This window comes from Microbacterium sp. 5K110 (assembly GCF_005774735.1).
In the GTDB taxonomy this organism is placed as follows: Bacteria; Actinomycetota; Actinomycetes; order Actinomycetales; family Microbacteriaceae; genus Microbacterium.
Genome location: NZ_VBUM01000079.1, coordinates 1 through 17,032, shown reverse-complemented (window position 1 = coordinate 17,032; position 17,032 = coordinate 1). Strand labels below are relative to the sequence as shown.

General features: G+C 70.5%; 18 protein-coding genes. 10 read left to right on the top strand and 8 right to left on the bottom strand.

Annotated elements, in window-relative coordinates; genetic code table 11:
* From FE256_RS18655 to FE256_RS14565, 4 genes are all read left to right on the top strand, one after another.
* A partial coding sequence (locus FE256_RS18655) for a zf-TFIIB domain-containing protein (protein ID WP_171024361.1) occupies positions 1 to 97 on the top strand: 97 nt, incomplete at its 5' end.
* 20 nt (positions 98 to 117) lie between these two features.
* Positions 118 to 2,124: an ABC1 kinase family protein gene (locus FE256_RS14570; protein ID WP_171024360.1), complete on the top strand. Its 2,007-nt coding sequence runs from the start codon at positions 118 to 120 to the stop codon at positions 2,122 to 2,124.
* 108 nt (positions 2,125 to 2,232) lie between these two features.
* Positions 2,233 to 2,400, top strand: a complete 168-nt coding sequence (locus tag FE256_RS18245; RefSeq protein ID WP_171024359.1) for a hypothetical protein — start codon at positions 2,233 to 2,235, stop codon at positions 2,398 to 2,400.
* A gap of 51 nt (positions 2,401 to 2,451) precedes the next feature.
* Entirely contained in the window at positions 2,452 to 2,886 is a 435-nt protein-coding gene (locus FE256_RS14565) for a VanZ family protein (protein ID WP_138177013.1), read from the top strand.
* 9 nt (positions 2,887 to 2,895) lie between these two features.
* Here the strand turns inward: FE256_RS14565 and FE256_RS14560 are convergent, their stop codons facing one another.
* The 3 genes from FE256_RS14560 to FE256_RS14550 all read right to left on the bottom strand — a co-directional run bounded on the left by FE256_RS14560 (position 2,896) and on the right by FE256_RS14550 (position 4,403).
* Positions 2,896 to 3,561 carry an arsenate reductase/protein-tyrosine-phosphatase family protein gene (locus tag FE256_RS14560; protein WP_171024358.1) on the bottom strand — a complete coding sequence of 222 codons (666 nt, stop codon included), beginning with the start codon at positions 3,559 to 3,561 and terminating at the stop codon, positions 2,896 to 2,898.
* A gap of 139 nt (positions 3,562 to 3,700) precedes the next feature.
* Positions 3,701 to 4,093: a hypothetical protein gene (locus tag FE256_RS14555; RefSeq protein ID WP_138177007.1), complete on the bottom strand. Its 393-nt coding sequence runs from the start codon at positions 4,091 to 4,093 to the stop codon at positions 3,701 to 3,703.
* A 34-nt stretch (positions 4,094 to 4,127) separates the two neighbouring features.
* Positions 4,128 to 4,403: a helix-turn-helix domain-containing protein gene (locus tag FE256_RS14550; RefSeq protein ID WP_138177004.1), complete on the bottom strand. Its 276-nt coding sequence runs from the start codon at positions 4,401 to 4,403 to the stop codon at positions 4,128 to 4,130.
* A 338-nt stretch (positions 4,404 to 4,741) separates the two neighbouring features.
* Here FE256_RS14550 and FE256_RS14545 point away from each other — a divergent pair, with 338 nt between their 5' ends.
* A complete protein-coding gene (locus tag FE256_RS14545) occupies positions 4,742 to 6,214 on the top strand; it encodes a sugar transferase (protein WP_138177001.1) in 1,473 nt (490 codons plus the stop codon).
* A 59-nt stretch (positions 6,215 to 6,273) separates the two neighbouring features.
* Here FE256_RS14545 and FE256_RS14540 read toward each other — a convergent pair whose 3' ends face one another.
* Entirely contained in the window at positions 6,274 to 7,914 is a 1,641-nt protein-coding gene (locus FE256_RS14540; protein ID WP_171024357.1) for a tyrosine-protein kinase domain-containing protein, read from the bottom strand.
* Between the two features lie 346 nt (positions 7,915 to 8,260).
* On the opposite strand from FE256_RS14540, the gene FE256_RS14535 reads away from it, so the two are divergent.
* A complete protein-coding gene (locus FE256_RS14535; RefSeq protein WP_138176995.1) occupies positions 8,261 to 10,732 on the top strand; it encodes a helix-turn-helix transcriptional regulator in 2,472 nt (823 codons plus the stop codon).
* 19 nt (positions 10,733 to 10,751) lie between these two features.
* On the opposite strand, the gene FE256_RS14530 is transcribed toward FE256_RS14535, so the two are convergent.
* Both FE256_RS14530 and FE256_RS14525 read right to left on the bottom strand, forming a co-directional pair.
* Complete coding sequence (locus FE256_RS14530) at positions 10,752 to 10,943, bottom strand: hypothetical protein (protein ID WP_138176992.1); 192 nt, start codon at positions 10,941 to 10,943, stop codon at positions 10,752 to 10,754.
* A 9-nt stretch (positions 10,944 to 10,952) separates the two neighbouring features.
* Positions 10,953 to 11,654, bottom strand: a complete 702-nt coding sequence (locus FE256_RS14525) for a DUF998 domain-containing protein (RefSeq protein ID WP_138176989.1) — start codon at positions 11,652 to 11,654, stop codon at positions 10,953 to 10,955.
* 350 nt (positions 11,655 to 12,004) lie between these two features.
* On the opposite strand from FE256_RS14525, the gene FE256_RS14520 reads away from it, so the two are divergent.
* Genes FE256_RS14520 through FE256_RS14510 form a run of 3 tightly spaced genes read left to right on the top strand, consistent with a single transcriptional unit; the run spans position 12,005 to position 14,546 of the window.
* On the top strand, positions 12,005 to 13,324 hold the full coding sequence (locus FE256_RS14520; RefSeq protein WP_212743528.1) for a coiled-coil domain-containing protein: 1,320 nt from the start codon (positions 12,005 to 12,007) through the stop codon (positions 13,322 to 13,324).
* Positions 13,325 to 13,360: 36 nt separating this feature from the next.
* Positions 13,361 to 14,296 (top strand): aldo/keto reductase, encoded by a 936-nt coding sequence (locus FE256_RS14515; protein WP_138176986.1) that lies wholly within the window; start codon positions 13,361 to 13,363, stop codon positions 14,294 to 14,296.
* A gap of 31 nt (positions 14,297 to 14,327) precedes the next feature.
* Positions 14,328 to 14,546, top strand: a complete 219-nt coding sequence (locus FE256_RS14510; RefSeq protein WP_138176983.1) for a hypothetical protein — start codon at positions 14,328 to 14,330, stop codon at positions 14,544 to 14,546.
* Here the strand turns inward: FE256_RS14510 and FE256_RS18600 are convergent.
* Positions 14,536 to 14,658: a hypothetical protein gene (locus FE256_RS18600; protein ID WP_289508592.1), complete on the bottom strand. Its 123-nt coding sequence runs from the start codon at positions 14,656 to 14,658 to the stop codon at positions 14,536 to 14,538. The two genes, FE256_RS14510 and FE256_RS18600, sit on opposite strands and share 11 nt — an antisense overlap.
* Complete coding sequence (locus FE256_RS14505) at positions 14,655 to 15,026, bottom strand: DUF7882 family protein (protein ID WP_138176980.1); 372 nt, start codon at positions 15,024 to 15,026, stop codon at positions 14,655 to 14,657. The genes FE256_RS18600 and FE256_RS14505 overlap by 4 nt, the downstream gene beginning before the upstream one ends.
* Positions 15,027 to 15,219: 193 nt before the next feature.
* On the opposite strand from FE256_RS14505, the gene FE256_RS14500 reads away from it, so the two are divergent.
* Positions 15,220 to 17,032, top strand: a 1,813-nt coding sequence (locus FE256_RS14500) for a DUF2207 domain-containing protein (RefSeq protein ID WP_138176977.1), incomplete at its 3' end; no start/stop codon positions are given.

Below are 17,032 nucleotides of genomic sequence, written 5' to 3'. Positions count from 1 at the left end.
CCATTGCCCCCGTTGCCTGCACACGATGGAGCCACGTCGGCAGCGCTCGGCCGACGTCTGGACGTGCCCGGGATGCGGTCTCGTCCGGATCGCGTGATCGACGGCTACGCTGACCCCGTGCTCGTCACCCTGCTCATCACCGTCGTCGCCGTGGTCTGCGCGGTCCTCGTGGGCTTCATCGCTCGGCAGGTCCTCGGCACGCCGGTCGGGTGGCCGCGGAGCATCGTCGTCGGCCTGCTCGTGTTCTTCGTCGGGGTCCCCTTCGCCGGATGGGTGCTGAGGCAGACCGGGCTGCCCACGTCGGCGGTTCCCACGCGGGACGAGGACATCTGGCTCTGGCTCGGGCTCATCGCGCTGTCGATCAGCTGGGTCTTCGCCATCGGGGTCGCGGCACTCGTGGCCAGCGAGGCGATCTTCCCGACCCGGCCGCTGCCGAATCCGATCGACGTGATCCGCGCGGCCCTGCGTCGGCGCAAGCGCACGCGTCGGTACATCCAGATCTTGACCATCGCGTCGCGGCACGGGGTGGGATGGCTCTTCCACGGCGGTCACACGCGCGTCGAACGCGAACTGAGCACCTCCGAAGAACGCGCGCGCGCGATCGTCGCGACCATCAATGACGCCGGCGTGAGCTTCGTCAAGCTCGGGCAAGTGCTCTCCACGCGCCGGGACCTCATCCCCGAGCCCTACCTGAGCGCACTCGCCTCCCTGCAGACGAGCGCCACGACGCTCCCGTGGGAGACCATCCGCGAGGTCATCGAGACCGACCTGGGGCGCCCCGTAGACGAGGTGTTCACCGAGGTCGACCCGATCCCGCTCGCCGCGGCTTCGGTGGCGCAGGTGCACCGGGCGGTGCTCCGCGACGGCAGCCGCGTCGTGGTCAAGGTGCAACGTCCCGTCGCACGGGCGCAAGTGGAGGCGGACGCCGACATCATCGGTCGTCTCGCCCACCGCGCGGAGGCGCGAACCCGGGTCGGTCGCGACCTGCGCATCGAATCGGTCGCCCGCGGGTTCACGACGACGCTCCTGGAAGAGCTGGACTACCGCGTCGAAGCGCGCAACACCGAGATGATCCGAGCCACCGTCGACCGGATCGATTCCGCTGAGCCCGCGCGCCGCGGAGTCGTGACCGTGCCCGCCGCATTCCCCGAGGCCTCGAGCCCCCGCGTCCTGACGATGGAACTCGTCGACGGCGTGGCTCTCGGCGACGCCGTCGACCGACTGGCGGCACTGTCGGCAGAGGAACGCGACCGGCTGGCCGAGGCGCTGATGACGACCGTCATCGAGCAGATCCTCGTGTACGGCGTCTTCCACGCCGACCTCCACCCGGGCAACGTGCTGCTCAAGAGCGACGGAACCCTGGGCCTGATCGACTTCGGCGCGGTCGGCATCATCGAACGCAGCACGCGACAGCACATGACGGCGTTCCTGCTGGCAGCGCTCAGCGAGAACGACGTGGCGGCGACCGATGCGCTCCTCCTGATCGTCGCGGCGCCCGACGACGTGGACCTCAACGCCTTCCGCCACGACGTCGGGGTCGTCCTCACGGCAGAGAATCTGCGCAGCGGCGGTCAGGGATCGATCTTCACCCGCATCGTCGACGTCATCCGGCAGCACCGGATCGCCCTCCCCGGGGAACTGGCCTCGGCTCTGCGCAGCTTCGCCACCCTGGAAGGGTGCCTGCGCGTGATCGTCGAGGACTTCGACATGGTCGGTCGCGCCCTCCCACTCATGCCGAGCCTGTTGCGGCGGACGCTCTCGCTCACGCGCACCGCGACCGATCTCCAAGCCGCCGCGGTGATCTCGCTCGCTCGGATGCAACGGATGCCGCAGCGTCTCGAGGCGCTCCTCACCGGCATCGAACGGGGGTCCATCGGCATCACCCTGCGGTCCGACGACGGCACCGACGCCAGCGGCATCCTGACCCGGATCACCTCCGAGATCGCCTCGACGCTGGTCTCGATCGCCGCGGTCGTGATCGCCGTCGTCCTCATCGTCGCGGGAGGCGGCCCTGTCTTGGGCGGGTCGGTGACCCTGTTCTCGGTCCTGGGCGCGGTGATCGGCCTGTTCGGCTTCCTCGGGCTGCTCCGCGTCGTCCGACGCACATTCAGCCGCCGACGCTGACCTACCACATCCGTTCTGCGCGCGTCAGTATCCCCACCGGGAGTGGGAGGGCGCTACAGTGACGACCAGCTCCCGTTGTGCACCACCGGACTCCAAAGGAGAAGTCCCATGGTCTTCGTCACCGCCGCCATCGCTGTCGGCATCCTCACCTGGGTCCTTGCCGCTCTCGCGGCCGGGATCGGCCTCGGCCGGATCATCGCCCGCGCAGATAGCGAAGAGCGCCATGCCCTGGACGCTCCCGCCCCCGCGGAACTGAGCGGAGCCGCCACCCTCTGAGCGCACCATAGGCGTGTCCGTACGCGAGCGTTGTCCGGGCTATCGTGAGGCATGCCCACCACGGCCGTGCCCCGTCGAACTCGCGGCCTGGCCACGGCTGTGACATTCGGCTACCTCGTCGCGCTGGCGGCAATCGTGTTGTGGCCGCATCACGTCGACTCCGGCGCGGGCCCCCTCTACGCGTTGCTCCTGCGATACGCGTCGGCGGCGTTCCCCTTCGGCATCGACGCCACGTTGAACGTCGTCCTTCTCATCCCGTTCGGGATGATCCTGGCGACGGTGTTGCCCGGTCGACCGTTCATCGTCCTCGGCGTCGTCTGGGCCGTACCGCTGCTGATCGAGATCGCCCAGGGCCTCTTCCTGCCCGGAAGGACCTCCAGCGTGCTCGACGTCGCTGCGAACACCGTCGGCGGGGTGATCGGTGCGGGAACCGTCGCTGTGGGGCGTCTCCTACAACGCCACCACCCCTCGCGACATCGGACATGAGCCCCGCGTTCACCGCGGCACGGCGCCGGCCGCCGATCGCGCCCGCATCTCTCGCCGAGTGCGGGGAACCGTGGTGGGGGGCGTGACGCCCGTCCCGATGACCGGCAGCGCGGCGATGCGACGAGCGATCGCCTCGACGGCGGCGACCGCGTCACGTTCGAACTCCGTCCAGACGGCCGGCTCCCGCCCGATCGGGTCGACGAGATCGTCGTCCGCCGGCGCACCCGGGCGGGCGCGCGTGCGGTGCCGCGCCGCCCACCGCACGAGAGAGAGCCAGTCGTCCACCTGACTCCCCTGCCCGTCGTCGACTTCGAGGAGCCGGGCGAACTCACGCACGGTGAAGGTCGAATCCAGCAGATCGGGGCGCATGTCCAGGACGACGCGTCGGTGAATTGCAGCCGCGCACAGCACGGTGGTTCCGGGCTGCAGCATCGACTCGCCGAGTCGGCGCGTGCGGTGCTCCCCGAGATCGAGTCCGTGCGCGCGGCCGATGTCGACGATGCGCGTTTCGGCCGTTCGTCCAGGTCGCGCTGCCGAGCCCGCGCTGCCGATGTCCAGTCGGGCGACACCGATCCGTTCCAGACGGGCACGCAACAGGTGCTCCACGAACGGTGATCGAATGGCATTCGCGGTACAGACGACAATGACGCGCGCGGACGTCGGGGATGCGATCACGGAGACCTCACTTCGCTCGGGGGAAGACGCCGACCGGTCCAGTCCATCGCCCGACCGGACGCCACCGGACACTCCCGCGAGCGACGTCACCCGGGCGACCCCGGGTGAAACGCAGCGAGGTCGAGACCTCGTCTGCGCGTCACGACGACAACGCCGTCCGGACCTGCGGATCGCCGTCGAGCATGCGACGCAGCTCGCGTGCCCCCTCGAGGGTCAGCGCCAGACCGGTGCCGCCGGCGGACTCGATCACGAGCCAGGTGTCTTGGTCGGTCACGCGCCGCAGCAGACCCACTTCCACTTCGGCGTCGACTCCCGGGCCCCTCTCGTCGACGGCACGAACACGCGCAGAGAAGGCCACGCCGTCACTGCGATGCGCCTCGTCATCGGGATGCGCCGTCTCGCCGTGCCGAGTCGTGCACCAGGCGAAACCGCAACGCCGAGCGCGGCCAGGGGGGCGGACGTCGAACTCACTCATGCCGGACACCTCTTTCTCCGGGTCGTCCGCGTGGACGACCCGATCGTCGGTGGGCACGGAGGAAGTGAAGCACGAGCCTCCGACACCGCCGTCAGCGCCCGGGGGCGACCCCCTCCGGCGGCGGAGGCAAGAGCTCGGTGAGAGAGATGTCCAGCACCTCGGCCAGACATACGATCGTGCGCAGACGTGGGTTCGCGGGGGTCCCGGGGTTGGATTCGCCGCGCTCCAGCTTGCGATAAGTGAACGTCGCCAGCCCCGCCGCGTGAGCGACGTGCTCCTGGGAGAGGCCTTTCTCGGCCCGCGCATGGCGAAGGCTGGCGCCGAAATCGCGGGCGAACTCGGTCCAGGGATCGGGCACGTCGGTCATGCATCCAGCTTGTCCGTCCGCATACGCCCACATGAACATGTATGCATGCCTCATCTTCGACGCGCGCGAACAGCGGCGCCCGAACGAGGAGGGTGACGAGCGATACCGGCGAGGTGAATGTCGAGGCGATCCCCCGGGCGGCGGCGCCCGACGCCGCCGCGAAGGACCGAGGACGCGCCGCCGCAATGGAGCCGCCGAGAGCGTTCACCCTTCCGTCGTCCGAACGGCGTCCATGCTCCCCCCGCCCACCGAGTGGCAGAGTGCCCGGACCCCGCGCCTCCTGTTCCAGCCCAGAGGCGCATCATCTCCGGCCACTGAGCCCGATCAGCGGAGTACCCATGGATCTCGCCACCTCCTCACTCAGTTCACCAGCCCTAGCCAAGACCTTCACCCGGGCGCGCCCCGTAAGAAGAAGAACCTGGCAGGCCCACTACGCCGCGTTGCTCACGGTCGTCGACGCCGTGGTGGTGGTCGCCGCCGTCTTCGGCACGCAAGTGCTGTGGCTCGGCCCGCTGCCCACCGGCGTCAGCGCCGTCCCGATCGACTACACGACGGTGTCGGCCCTGCTCAGCCTCGCGTGGCTGCTCGCGCTGACGCTGTGGGGCACGCGACTGCCACGCGTCATCGGCCACGGCGTCGCCGAACATCGACTCGTCCTGGCCGCTTCCGTCCAACTCTTCGGCCTCGTCGCGATGGCGGCCTATCTCAGCGGGATCGATCTCTCGCGCGGGTACTTCCTGCTGAGCCTGCCGGTGGGGACCGTGACGTTGCTGGCCGCGCGCAGCGCCTGCCGGTCCTGGCTCGTCGCCCGACGCCGCAAGGGCGCCATGTCGGCGCGCGTGGTTCTCGTCGGCAGCGCCGACGAGAACGCCCGCGTGGCCGGGGAGATCGCGCGCCAACCCGGAGTCGGGTTGACGATCGTGGGACTTCATCCGCTCGATGCGGACCAGGGCCAGGGCTGGACAGATGGGCACGCCCGCCTGCTGCGGAGCCGGCTCGGGGAGCTCGACGCCGACAGCGTCCTCGTCACCGGGGGGACCCATCTCGACGCGCACGACATCCGACGGATCGGATGGGGCCTGGAGCCCGGGCGGGAGCACCTGATCGTCGCTGTGAACCTCACCGACGTCGCCGGTCCGCGCATCCACACGCGACCCGTCGCGGGACTCCCGCTCGTCCACGTCGAGACGCCGCAGTACTCCACCCGTCAAAGGGTGCTGAAACGCGCCTTCGACATCGTCGGATCCGGGCTCCTGCTGATCGCTCTCAGCCCGGTCCTCCTCGTCCTCGCCGCCCTGGTGCGTCTGTCGGGCCCGGGCCCGATCCTGTACCGCCAGGAACGTGTCGGCCAGGGCGGGATCCGCTTCGGCATGTTCAAGTTCCGGTCGATGGTGGACGGGGCCGATGCCCGCCTGTCGGAGTTGCTCGCGCAGCAGGGACGTGACGGTGCGCCGCTGTTCAAGGTCGAGAACGACCCCCGCATCACCCCCATCGGCCGGATTCTGCGCACGTATTCGCTGGACGAGCTCCCCCAGCTCTTCAATGTGCTGCTCGGTCAGATGAGCCTGGTCGGCCCGCGCCCCCAGCGCGACGCGGAGGTCGCGTTCTACGACGACGACGCCCGTCGGCGCCTCATCGTGCGCCCGGGCATGAGCGGCCTGTGGCAGGTCAGCGGGCGCTCGACCCTGTCGTGGGAGGATGCCATCCGCCTCGACCTCTTCTACGTCGAGAACTGGTCGCTCGTGGGCGACATCGTGATCCTGTTCCGCACCGTCAAGGCGGTCGTCGCTCCGGGCGCGACCGCGCACTGATTTCGAACGACGAAGGCGCCGGCTCCCGAGGGACCGGCGCCTTCGTCGTTCGGTGTCCGTCAGCCGCGCGGGCGGCGGCGGGACGTGCGCGCGTCGTCGCCCGGAACCGGCGCGATGAGCTCGTTTGGTTCACCATCGGGATCACCCGCGAGGGAAGACGCCTTCCGCCGCTGCGAGAGCGTGCGCAAGCCGCTGACGTTGGACGGCGGCAGCTCGGATGGCCGTCGACGCGGCCCGGGCACGACGTCATCAGGTCCGACCTCGGCCCCGGAGACACGTCTCCACGGACGCCGCCACCACGGCTTCCCGCCTCGGGTGCTGGGCGCGCCGTAGCCGTAATAGCCGCCGTACTGCGACCCGTAGTAACTCGAGTCGGCACCCCGCAGCGGAACGCGGTTCAGCACGACACCCAGGAGCCGTCCGCGGGTCTTGGCGATGTTCTCGACCGCGCGGGCGAGCATGTCGTCGGTCGTCCGTCTGGCAGTGACGACGAGCACCGCGCCGTCGGCCCAGCTCGCGATGACGGCGGCGTCGGCCACGGCGAGGGTCGGCGGGGAGTCGATGATCACGACGAGATCGTCGGCGAGCTTCCGCGCGAGCTGCTGCATCCGCTGCGAACCGACCATCTCGCTCGGGTTGGGCGGAGTGCGCCCCGCAGCCACGACGAAGAGACGCCCGTGCTCGTCGACCTGGTGCGCCACCTGCTCGATCTGGGCGCGGCCGGCGAGGACGTCGGACAGACCGACGTCGTCGGAGAAGCCGAAGGTCGCCCCCAGCACCGGCCGCCGCAAGTCGGCGTCGATGAGGATGACGGGCTGGCCCGTCGCCGCGATGCTGACGGCGAGATTGGCCGCCGTGGTCGACTTTCCGTCGCCGGGGAGCGGGCTGGTCACGACCATCACCCGAGCGGGGTGGTCGACATCGACGTACTGCAGGTTGGTCCGCAGTTCCCGCATCGCCTCCTTGTGAGCGAAGGACCCCCGCCCGTCGCGGATGTCGTCGAACGAGAACACGGCGCGCCCGGCGGCGAGTTCCTTGTCGACGGGCAAGACTCCCACGACGGCGGCGTCGACGGCGTCGGAGATGTCGCTCGCCGACCGCAAGCGACGGTCGAAAGCGCGACGGACGAGCGCGAAGACGACACCGACCACGGCTCCCGCGATCGCGCCGATCGCGACGTTGAGCTTGACGTTCGGCGAGGACGGCGCGGTCGGCAGCCGTGCGGAGTCCCCCGGAATGAGACGGACGGCCCCCTGCGCAGCACCCGTCGACTCCAGCTGGTCGACCTGTACGGTCATCCCCTGCAGCCACGCCTGGGCCAGGTCTCGAGCAGACTCGGGTGTCGACCCGGTCGCCTCGACCCGCACGCTGACGGTGTCCACCGGGTTGGACACGTGGATGCGCTGCACGAGCGACTCCGGTGTGTCCGTGAGACCGAGCTGGTCGCGAGCCGTCTCGGCGACCGAGCGCCAGTACCCCATGTCGATGAAGGACTTCACCTTCGACAGCGCCAGTTGATTGCCCGCCAGCGCAGCCCCGGTGGAGCCGTCCGACGCGACGCTGGCGACATATCCGCTCGCATCGGCGGTGTACACCGGCGATTGCAGGGCGCTCCATCCGAAGCCCACGAGGCCCCCCGCGATGGTCAGGGCGACGATCGCCTTCCAGTACGCGCGCAGGATCCGCGCGACGCGTTGCATGTCCACTCGTGTTCCGCCTTTCACCGGGCCCGTGCGATGGGAACGCCGAGCCCGGGGAAGCATAGGTGCGCACCGGCACCCGTTCCCGCCACCTGGGGCATCCGCACGAGCGGGCGAAGCGCGGTCGTCGCGGAGACCGCCCGTGTTGGTGAGGAACGATCCGGGGAGGTGATGCCGGCGGGGTGAAAGGGGGATGACGACGGGTATGAAACCGCTCCTCTCGTGCGAAGCACGGGCGAACATCACCCCAAAGATCGGGTGAAGCGCACCACCGCCGTGCGCGCCCTTCGTCCCCGGCACCCGAACCGGGCCGACGACACCACCGGCGTGAGAGTTGGAGAGAACGATGCTGATCGACCTGGAAACCCCACCCACCACGGCACGCGCCGCACGGCGCTCGAGCCGCTTCTGGACGCCGCGCACGGCGACCATCGCCACGCTCCGGACGGCACTCGACAGCGACGTCGTGCTCCTGCGCGGTCCCGCGGGTGTCGGCAAGAGCGCGTTGCTCCGGCAGTTCGCCTCCACGCTCGAGGACGACCCCGAGATCGGGATACAGCTGCTCGACGCCGGGCACGCCGGTCCGGAGGTGCTCGATCGCGTGGCTGCGGCGTTCCGGGAGGGCCCGCCTCAGCACGTCCTGCTCGTGGACAACCTCGACGATGGCCGGGGGGTGGACTCCACCGTCGTCCTGGACATGCTGCGCACCGACCCCGCGCTCCGCATCGTGGTCGCGACCCGGCATGTCACCCGGCTCGAGAGTCCGCTCGTCGCGCTCGAATTCGACGTGCACGTGCTGACGCCCGCCGACCTGCTGATGTCGCGGGAGGAGCTGATGCTGGTCCTCGAGCTCAACGGGATCGAGACCACCGACGTCGCGATCGACGTGCTGATGCGGCGCACCCATGGGTGGCCCGCACTCGCCCAGCTCTCCAGCTCGCGATTGCGTCTCGAGGGGCTCCCGTTGCGGACGCGCGACGAGGCCGATGCGATCGCCGACTACGCCACCCGCGCGCTCACCGCCGACATGGAGGCGCACTTGAGCACTCCCGTCACCGACGAGGTGCGCCTACTGGCCGTGGCGCCGTACGTCAACGTCGAGCTGGCCGACGCGATCGGCATCGACTCCACCAACGCGTCGACGAGCGAGCTGCTGGGCGAGCTGCAGGACGCCGGCTTCGTGTGGCCGAGCACCACCCGACTCGTCCTGGCCGAACCCGTGCGAGCCCAGTGGTTGCGCGAGATCACGGCAGGCGCTCCCCAGTTGGTCGAACACGCCCGGCTGCGGCTGCTGGACCACCTCGTCGCCGCCGGCGAGCCCCTGCGGGCTGCCCAGCTCGCCGCCGATGCGGGCCAGTGGTCGACCCTGGGATCCATCCTCCGTTCCACCGGGCCCGAGATCTGGGCTCGTGACTCCTCGGCCTTCACCAGGCTCGTCGAGACGATGCGCGCCCACGTCGGTTTCGACCCGGTCTCGGTGGACGCTCTCCTGACCGTCGACCCGGACACCGCGGCATCCGCGGAGACCCCCGCGCTGGTCGTCGGAGCGCTCGGTCGCCTCCCCGAGGCGAAGGCCGCCGCCCAGCACAACGTCGAGGCGCTCATCATGCGGGTCGATCTGCTGCGCGCGGCGGGCCGCTTCGCGCTCGCCACGGAATCGGCATCCTTGCTCGTCGATGCATTGAGACGGCGACCTGCGCTCACGGACGACGTCGTCGCCGAGGGCTGGTATCAGGTGGGGATGACGCACCTGGCGATGGGGAAGCTGCGCGACGCGACCCTCGCACTCGGCCAGGTCGAGCGGCTCGCTCCTCCCGCGCGGCGGCTGCGCGCCCGCGGCGTCCTCGCGATCGTCGCCCTGTTGGAAGGCGATGTGCGCGCGGCGGGGGTGCTGTGCGACACGGACCGCGAGGACAGCTGGGTGAACTCCCCGTGGGGAGAGGGGACGCGTCTGGCCGACGCATGGCTGCGCCTGGAACGCGGCGACGCGATGGGGGCGCGGGAGCGCCTCGAGACGATGACCGCCACGGGCGGAGCGCGGGAGCTCTGGCCGTTCGCCGCGGCCACTCAGGCCATCGCGTTCCTGCTCTCGGGCGCGGCTCCCGACGCACTCGGAATGCTCCGCTCGTGGATGGCGCGCACCCGCAGCACGCCCCCGTCCCACTTCCAGTCGATCCAGCTGCTCACCGCCCGCGCCAAGGTGCTCATCGCCCTGCGCCAAGCCCGCAAGGCCATGGCCCTGTTCGAGGGACCGTTCGGTCTCTCGTCCGCGACCGCGCCGGCGATCGCGCTCTCCCAGCTGTACGCCGGACGCGCCCACGAGGCCTACGTGATGAGCGTGAAGTGGGGGATCCACCAGGAGTCCTCCCCGCGGGCGGCGTTGGAAAGCCTGGTGGTGAGCATGGTCGCCGACGTCCGGTTGAACGGCACCGGTGCCCACCGCTCCACTGCTCAGCGCGCCGAGGCGCTCAGCGGCCGGCACGACCTGTGGAGCCCGTGGAGCGCCGTCGCTCCGGAGGACCGCGCCCTCGTCCTGCGCCTGCTGTCCCCGACCGCCCGAGAGAAGGTGGCCGATCGCGCCTCGTTCTTCGCGTCGTCGGTGAGCGTCCCCCACCTGACCAAGCGCGAACAGGTGGTGCTCGCTCAGCTCACCCCGACCTCGACGATCGCCGACATCGCGCGTGCGCTGGTGGTCTCGCCGAACACCGTCAAGACGCAGCTGCAGAGCCTCTATCGCAAGCTCGAGGTGTCGGACCGCGCCAGTGCCATCCGCGCGGCCCACGCCTGGGGACTCATCGAAGCCGAGAACGAGCTCTGACCGCGGTGGCCCGGCCGTCTCATCGTCGGTCGGGCCGCCGCCGTCGGGCGAACGCGAAGACGAGACGCCCGACGACCAGCAGCACGAGCACCACGATCACACCCGGGATGGTCAGCGGAATCCCGGCTCCGTGGAGCACGACGAGAATGACGACGAGGCCCGCGACCGGGGCGAGGACACCGAGAAGCTGTCGGAGACGTCGTCTGGTCATGACCCCACGCTAGCCCGGCACCGCGAGCGCATCGGCGCCCGACCGACGGGTGATCCGCTCGTCGGCGGCCACCTGCAGACCGAAGATCCCGAACCAGGCGATCGCGAGCGTCGCGGCCGTGAACTCGAGGTTGCCTCCGAGCACCGTGTCGCCGCGGAAGAGCGCCAGCATGGCTCCCGTGAGCGAGGTCACTCCGACGGCGACCAGGGTCGCGACGCTCGCGGCGCGCATCCAGGGACGACGACGAAGCACCGCGACCTGCGCCATCGCCACGATGGCCAGAACGAAGCCGAGCACGGCCGCACTGATGTGGATGAGATCCTGCGGCAGCGCGCCCGAAGTGAACGGGACGGGGCAGCCGGGCGAGCACGTGACGACGGATGCCACGGCGAAGCACGCTCCGCAGACCACCAGGGTCGTCGCTATCGGCCACCCCGCGACGTACGACGCCGACTGGTGCAGAAGGGCACGGTCGACGAGCACCGCCGCGATCCCCAAGAGCAACAGGGCGGAGTTGAAGACCGGAGCGGTGGGCATCCCGGTCGCTCCGAGCTGACTGACGTAGTGCACGCTCGGGTCCCACAGCCGACTCAGCCAGATCAACCCGGCACTGACGAAGGCGGCGGCCCCGCCCACCGTCGCCAGGACCAGGACGCGGCGGTTCCCGGGTCGCGTCGCCGGACGGGGGAACCGCGCGATCGTCTCGGTCATGAGCGTCTCCGGCGGCGTCGAGGGGGGCTCGGTCAGAGTACCGCGTCGAGGATCGCGGAGAGGCGGCGGGCGCCGCGCAGCGGTCGGGTCGTGGACGCAGTACGGGCGATTCTGCGGGTGAGGAATCGGCTCACAGGCGATGGGATCGAGCACCGCATGGCATTGTCGTCCTCGAGTGATCGCGAGTGGTTCTCCCCCAAGTTCCCTACTCTTCAACTCGGTCACTCAACATGGATGCGCGGTCTCGTAGCCACGGCACCCGGTTCGAGACCGCGCATCCCCTCCGGCTCTCCCGCCCGCACGGCGCGCCGAGGAGCCCATGAGGACGTCGCCGCCCGAGAGGAGTTTCCGTGACGGACGACCAGAGCGAGGCCGGTGCTTCTGCGGCATCCCCGGCACGGCCGGCCCCCGAAGAGCGAGAGACGGCCTCCCCCCTCGACGAGCTGCTGGGCACCGCCGACGACGGCGACGCCCTTCCCGCTTTCCCGGTCGGCTTCCGCGGATACGAGCGGGATGCCGTCGACGATGCCGTGCGCCGCCTCACGCAGCGCGTCCGCAAGCTCGCCGACGACGCGCACCGCGACAAGCTGCACGCGGAGTCGCTGTTCGCGCAGCAGCGCGCCGAGCACGACACCGAGCTCGAAGCGGCCGCGCGCCGCCACGCTGAGGACGCCGGACGTCTGCAGGAAGAGGTGCGCGCAGCCGCCGCGCGCGCGGCGGAGGCCGAGGCGCAGGTGCACGCCCTCTCCAGCGGCTTGGTCGCGGACTTCGGCGATGAGACCGATCCCGCGCAGAGCCGGCAGCAGTTCGAAGCGATCCTGCGCGTGGCCGAGGAGCAAGCGGCGGTCCTGGTTCAGAACGCCGTGTCCCAGGCGGAGCGCCTTCTGGCGGGAGCCCGCGACGAGGCTGCAGCCCTGCGCGACGATGCCGTCGCCGAACGCGAACGGCTGCTCGCCGAGGCGCAGCATGACACCGACCAGGTGCGACTGCGCATCGAGACCGAGGCCACCGCCCACGGCGCGCGCGTGGAGCGGGAGCGCGCCCACGCGGCCGAGAGGGTCGCGCAGGCCGAACGCGAGGCGGTCGCGCTGCGGACGGAGGCCGAGAAAGCGGCTGCAGCCCTGCGATCCCTCGTCTCGCGCGAGACCGGCGACCTGCGCGCGAAAGCCGAACGGGACGTTCGCGAGATGACGGCGCGGGTGCTGGAGTTCGAGGAGTCCCTGACCCGACGCCAGGACGACGCGCAGCAGGAGTTCCTCGTTCTGCACAATCAGGCCGTCGCCCACGCGGAGCGCATCACCGCGGATGCGAGCGAACAGGTCGAGGGCGCCCTCGAGCACGCGCGTCGGATCTCCGCTCGCGCTGACGACTACGAGCGGCTCGCCCGTGCGCAAGCGCAGCAGGTCGAGACCCAGGCGCAGGTGCACGCGCGGGAAATCCTCGATGACGCTCGCGAGAAGGCTCAGCGCATCGCGGCCGCGATCACCGGGCACGCGTCCGCCGTGCTGCGCGACGCCGAGGACCGCACCCGCGATCTCCGGTGGCAGCAGCAGCAGGTGAGCAGCTTCATGGCCGAGATGAACGAGCTCTTGCGGGCGACGCCCCGGGGCGCCCCGATCATCGTCGACGACAGCGCGGCGGACGACGACGGGACGGAAGAGCGCGGCTGACGCCGCTCGCGACGGGACGCGGGATAACGTGGAACGATGAGATCCGTTCCCCTCGGCCGCTCGGGCCCCGCCGTTCCCGCCGTCGTCGCCGGAATGATGCGAATCGACGGCAAGTCCGATGACGATGTGCGCACCCTGTACTCGGCGGCACGGTCCGCGGGGATCGACTTCTTCGACCACGCCGACATCTATGCCCGCGAGCTGCACTCCGCGGAGCGGCGTTTCTCCGAGGCGTTGCGTTTGAGCCCGTCGGAGCGATCGGAGATCCGTCTGCAGACGAAGGCGGGCATCGTCCGCGAAGGACCGTACTTCGACTTCTCCTACGAGCACATCGTGTCCTCCGTCGAGGAGTCGCTCCGCGCGCTCGAGACGGACTACGTCGACGTGCTGCTGCTGCACCGCCCCGACGCGCTCGTCGAGCCGGACGAGGTGGCGCGCGCGTTCGACGAGCTCGAGGCGGCGGGCAAGGTGCGCGCGTTCGGGGTGTCCAACCACACCCCGCGGCAGATCGATCTCCTGCGAACCGCCGTGCGTCAACCGATCGTGGCGAACCAGGTGCAGTTGTCTATCGCGCACGCGCCGATCATCACGCAGGGCCTCGCCATGAACATGGAGAGCACCCCGCAGGCGGCGGTCCTCGACGGTGGCGGCCTGGTCGAGTACTGCCGGATCGAGGGCATCACTCTGCAGGCGTGGTCGCCCCTCCAGGGAACGCGCGGCGGCGGGGTGTTCCTCGGGAATCCCGCGTACGCCGATCTGAACGCGGTGATCGACGAGCTCGCGGCACGGTACGGCGTCACGCCCCTCGCGATCGCCGTCGCGTGGATCACGCGTCATCCCGCCGGCATGCAGGTCGTGCTCGGCACGACGAGCCCGCAGCGGGTCACGGACGCCGCCGCCGGTGCCGACATCGACCTCACCCGCGCGGAGTGGTACGCGCTGGTCCGGGCTGCGGGATACGTCGTCCCCTGACCGAGCGGGTGGCGACGGGAGGAATCACAGGATGACGCGACGACCCTGGGGCGCGATCATGGCCGTCGTGGCCGCTGTCGTCTTCGCGGCCCCGACGCTGTTCCTGCCGGCGGACAGTTCGGTCGGACAGAAACTGGCGTTCATCGTCGCCGGGTCGGTGATCCTGGCCGCGGCCATCGTGCTCACCCGCGCCGAGCCCGGCGTGCGGGAGCCGGAGATGCCCGCGTCGGAGGACGACGTCACACGCTGACGGTGACCGCCTCGGCCGCGGGGGCGACGATGGTCAGCGGCTCGGTCGGCAGATCCCAGGACGCGGGACCGCTGACCCACGCGCCATCGGACAGGGTATCCGTGGCGGTCATGCCGCACGCACGAGAGAGCGCGGAGCCGCGGACCTCCGGACCTGCGCGGGGCGTTCGGCGACGTCCGATCGGTCGGCGTCGATGTCGAGGCTCAGCCCGCGAGAGGAGTTGGCGTCGTTCGCCATGCGCTTGAGCAGGTTCTGATCCAGAGACTCAGGCTGCTCCGAATCGAACACGAACCGCAGCGGAATGGACGGCTGGAGCCAGATGGTCGAGCGTCCGCCGGGCTCGTCGACGCCGTGGGTCCAGGAAAGGGTGAAGCTCTCGCCGCGGCGGAGCTTGGTGGCCACGACGACCTTGACGTGAGCCAGCATCCGATCGTCGATCGTGATGGGCTCGGGGGTTGTTCCGTAGAACATCTTCGCCATGATGTTTACCTTCCCTCTTTGATTGTTCGCAAACTTACTAGATTGACTAGCGAATAGGCAAGCGAGATATAAGGCTGAGTTCCGCGGGACCGACGACCCCTCGTCGCGCAGACTGCGGCGAGCCTCGCTCCGAGCGTCCCGGATCCCCCACAGGACGGAGTCGCCTCCGCCGCGTTCTCGGTAGCGTCGAGGCATGCACGAGCTCGCCACCCGCGTCCGCGCCGCCCGCCCCCTCGTGTTCGTCGCGGCCGTCTTCGCCCTGTGGGCCGTGCTCGGCGCGGTCCCGGCTCCGGCGCACGCCGACGTCGACGACTTCCGTTTCGACTCCTTCGACGCCCGCATGCACCTGTCGCGCGCCGACGACGGTCACGCCGAACTCACCGTCACCGAGACCCTCGTCGCGCGCTTCCCCGACGAGGACCAGAATCGCGGAATCGTGCGCGCGATCCCCGACGACTACGACGGCGTCCCGCTGCACACGCGCGTCACCGCCGTCACCGGTGCCGACGGGTCGCCCATCCCCTACGAGGTGGAGACCGATCGTCGAGAAGTGCGCGTGCTCACCGGAGACGACACGTACGTCCACGGCGAGCAGACCTACGTGATCTCTTACTCGCAGCGCGACACGATCCGCTCCTTCGCCGACACGGACGCCGACGAGTTCTACCGCGACGTGAACGGGACGCAGTGGGAGCAGCCCTTTGGGCGCGTGAGCGTCGAGCTGTCGATCGAACCGACGCTCGCCGATGCCGCACTCGACGGTGCGGCATCGTGCTACCGGGGAGAACAGGGATCGGAGGAGCGCTGTGACATCGCGCGCAGCAGTGACGTGGACGGACCGGTGACGTTCACGGCGGGCGCCACGGATCTGGGCCCAGGCGAGAACGTCACGGTCGCCGTCGGGTTCGCCCGCGGCACGTTCGTCCCCGGCGAGGTGGTCCGCACGCCCGGCGAGCAGTTCTCCGTGGATGCCGCGCCGACCCTGTCGGCGGTGTCGCTGGGCACCGTGGGGCTCAGCGCGATCGGCATCGGCGTGGCGGTCCTGGCCCGCCGCCGCAACCGCGACGCACCGGGCCGCGGGGTGATCATCCCGGAGTACACGCCACCCGAGGACGTCGACGTCGTCGAGGGCGCCCACCTGGTGCGCAGGAGCGGTGCCGCCATCCCGGCCGCCGTGCTCGACACCGCGGTGGCCGGGCATCTCCGCATCGTCGAGGCCCCCGCCGCGGATACGCGACTCGCCCTGGAGTACGTCGACAGCGAGGGCGCGACACCCCTTCGCTCCGCGGTTCTGAGCGCGGTGTTCGGCGCGCAGCCGCGCCCGGGCGAGCGCGTCGCACTCGACACCGCGGGAAGCGACGTCGGCGAGCGCTTGCGCGGGTTTGCGCCCGTGGCCGCCGCCGAGCTGCGGCGGCGCGGCTGGATGCGGCGCCCTCGCGCGGGGACGGCCGTGGTCGCCGGCGCGATCGCGGTGGTGTCATTCGGACTGTCGGTCGCGACACTGGGGATCACCGCGGTCGGCGGGTCGCCGGCCTGGTGGCAGGTCGCGGCGATCCCCGTGACGGTGGTCGCCGGCATCCTGACCTTCGTCCTCTTCCGCTACTCGGACGTGGTGACGGATGCCGGCGCTCCCGCCCGCGACCATCTCCGCGGCCTTCGCGACTACCTGGCCCTCGCCGAGGCCGACCGCTTGCGCGTCCTGCAGAGCCCCGAGGGTGCCGAGCGCCGCGTCATGGACGCGGAAGACCCGACCCGGGTGCTCCACCTGTACGAGAAGCTGCTGCCCTGGGCCGTGGTCTGGGGCGTCGAACGGGAATGGGCCGACGTCCTCGGCGCCCAGGCACGGCAGAGCGGGGGCGACCTCTCCTGGTATTCGGGACCGAACGGCTTCTCGAGCACCGTCTTCCTCTCGACGCTGTCGACGATGCACGCCGCAAGCAGCCCCGCCCCGCAGGTCAGCGGCTCGGGCAGCTTCTCGGGCGGCTCGTTCGGCGACGGCTTTTCCG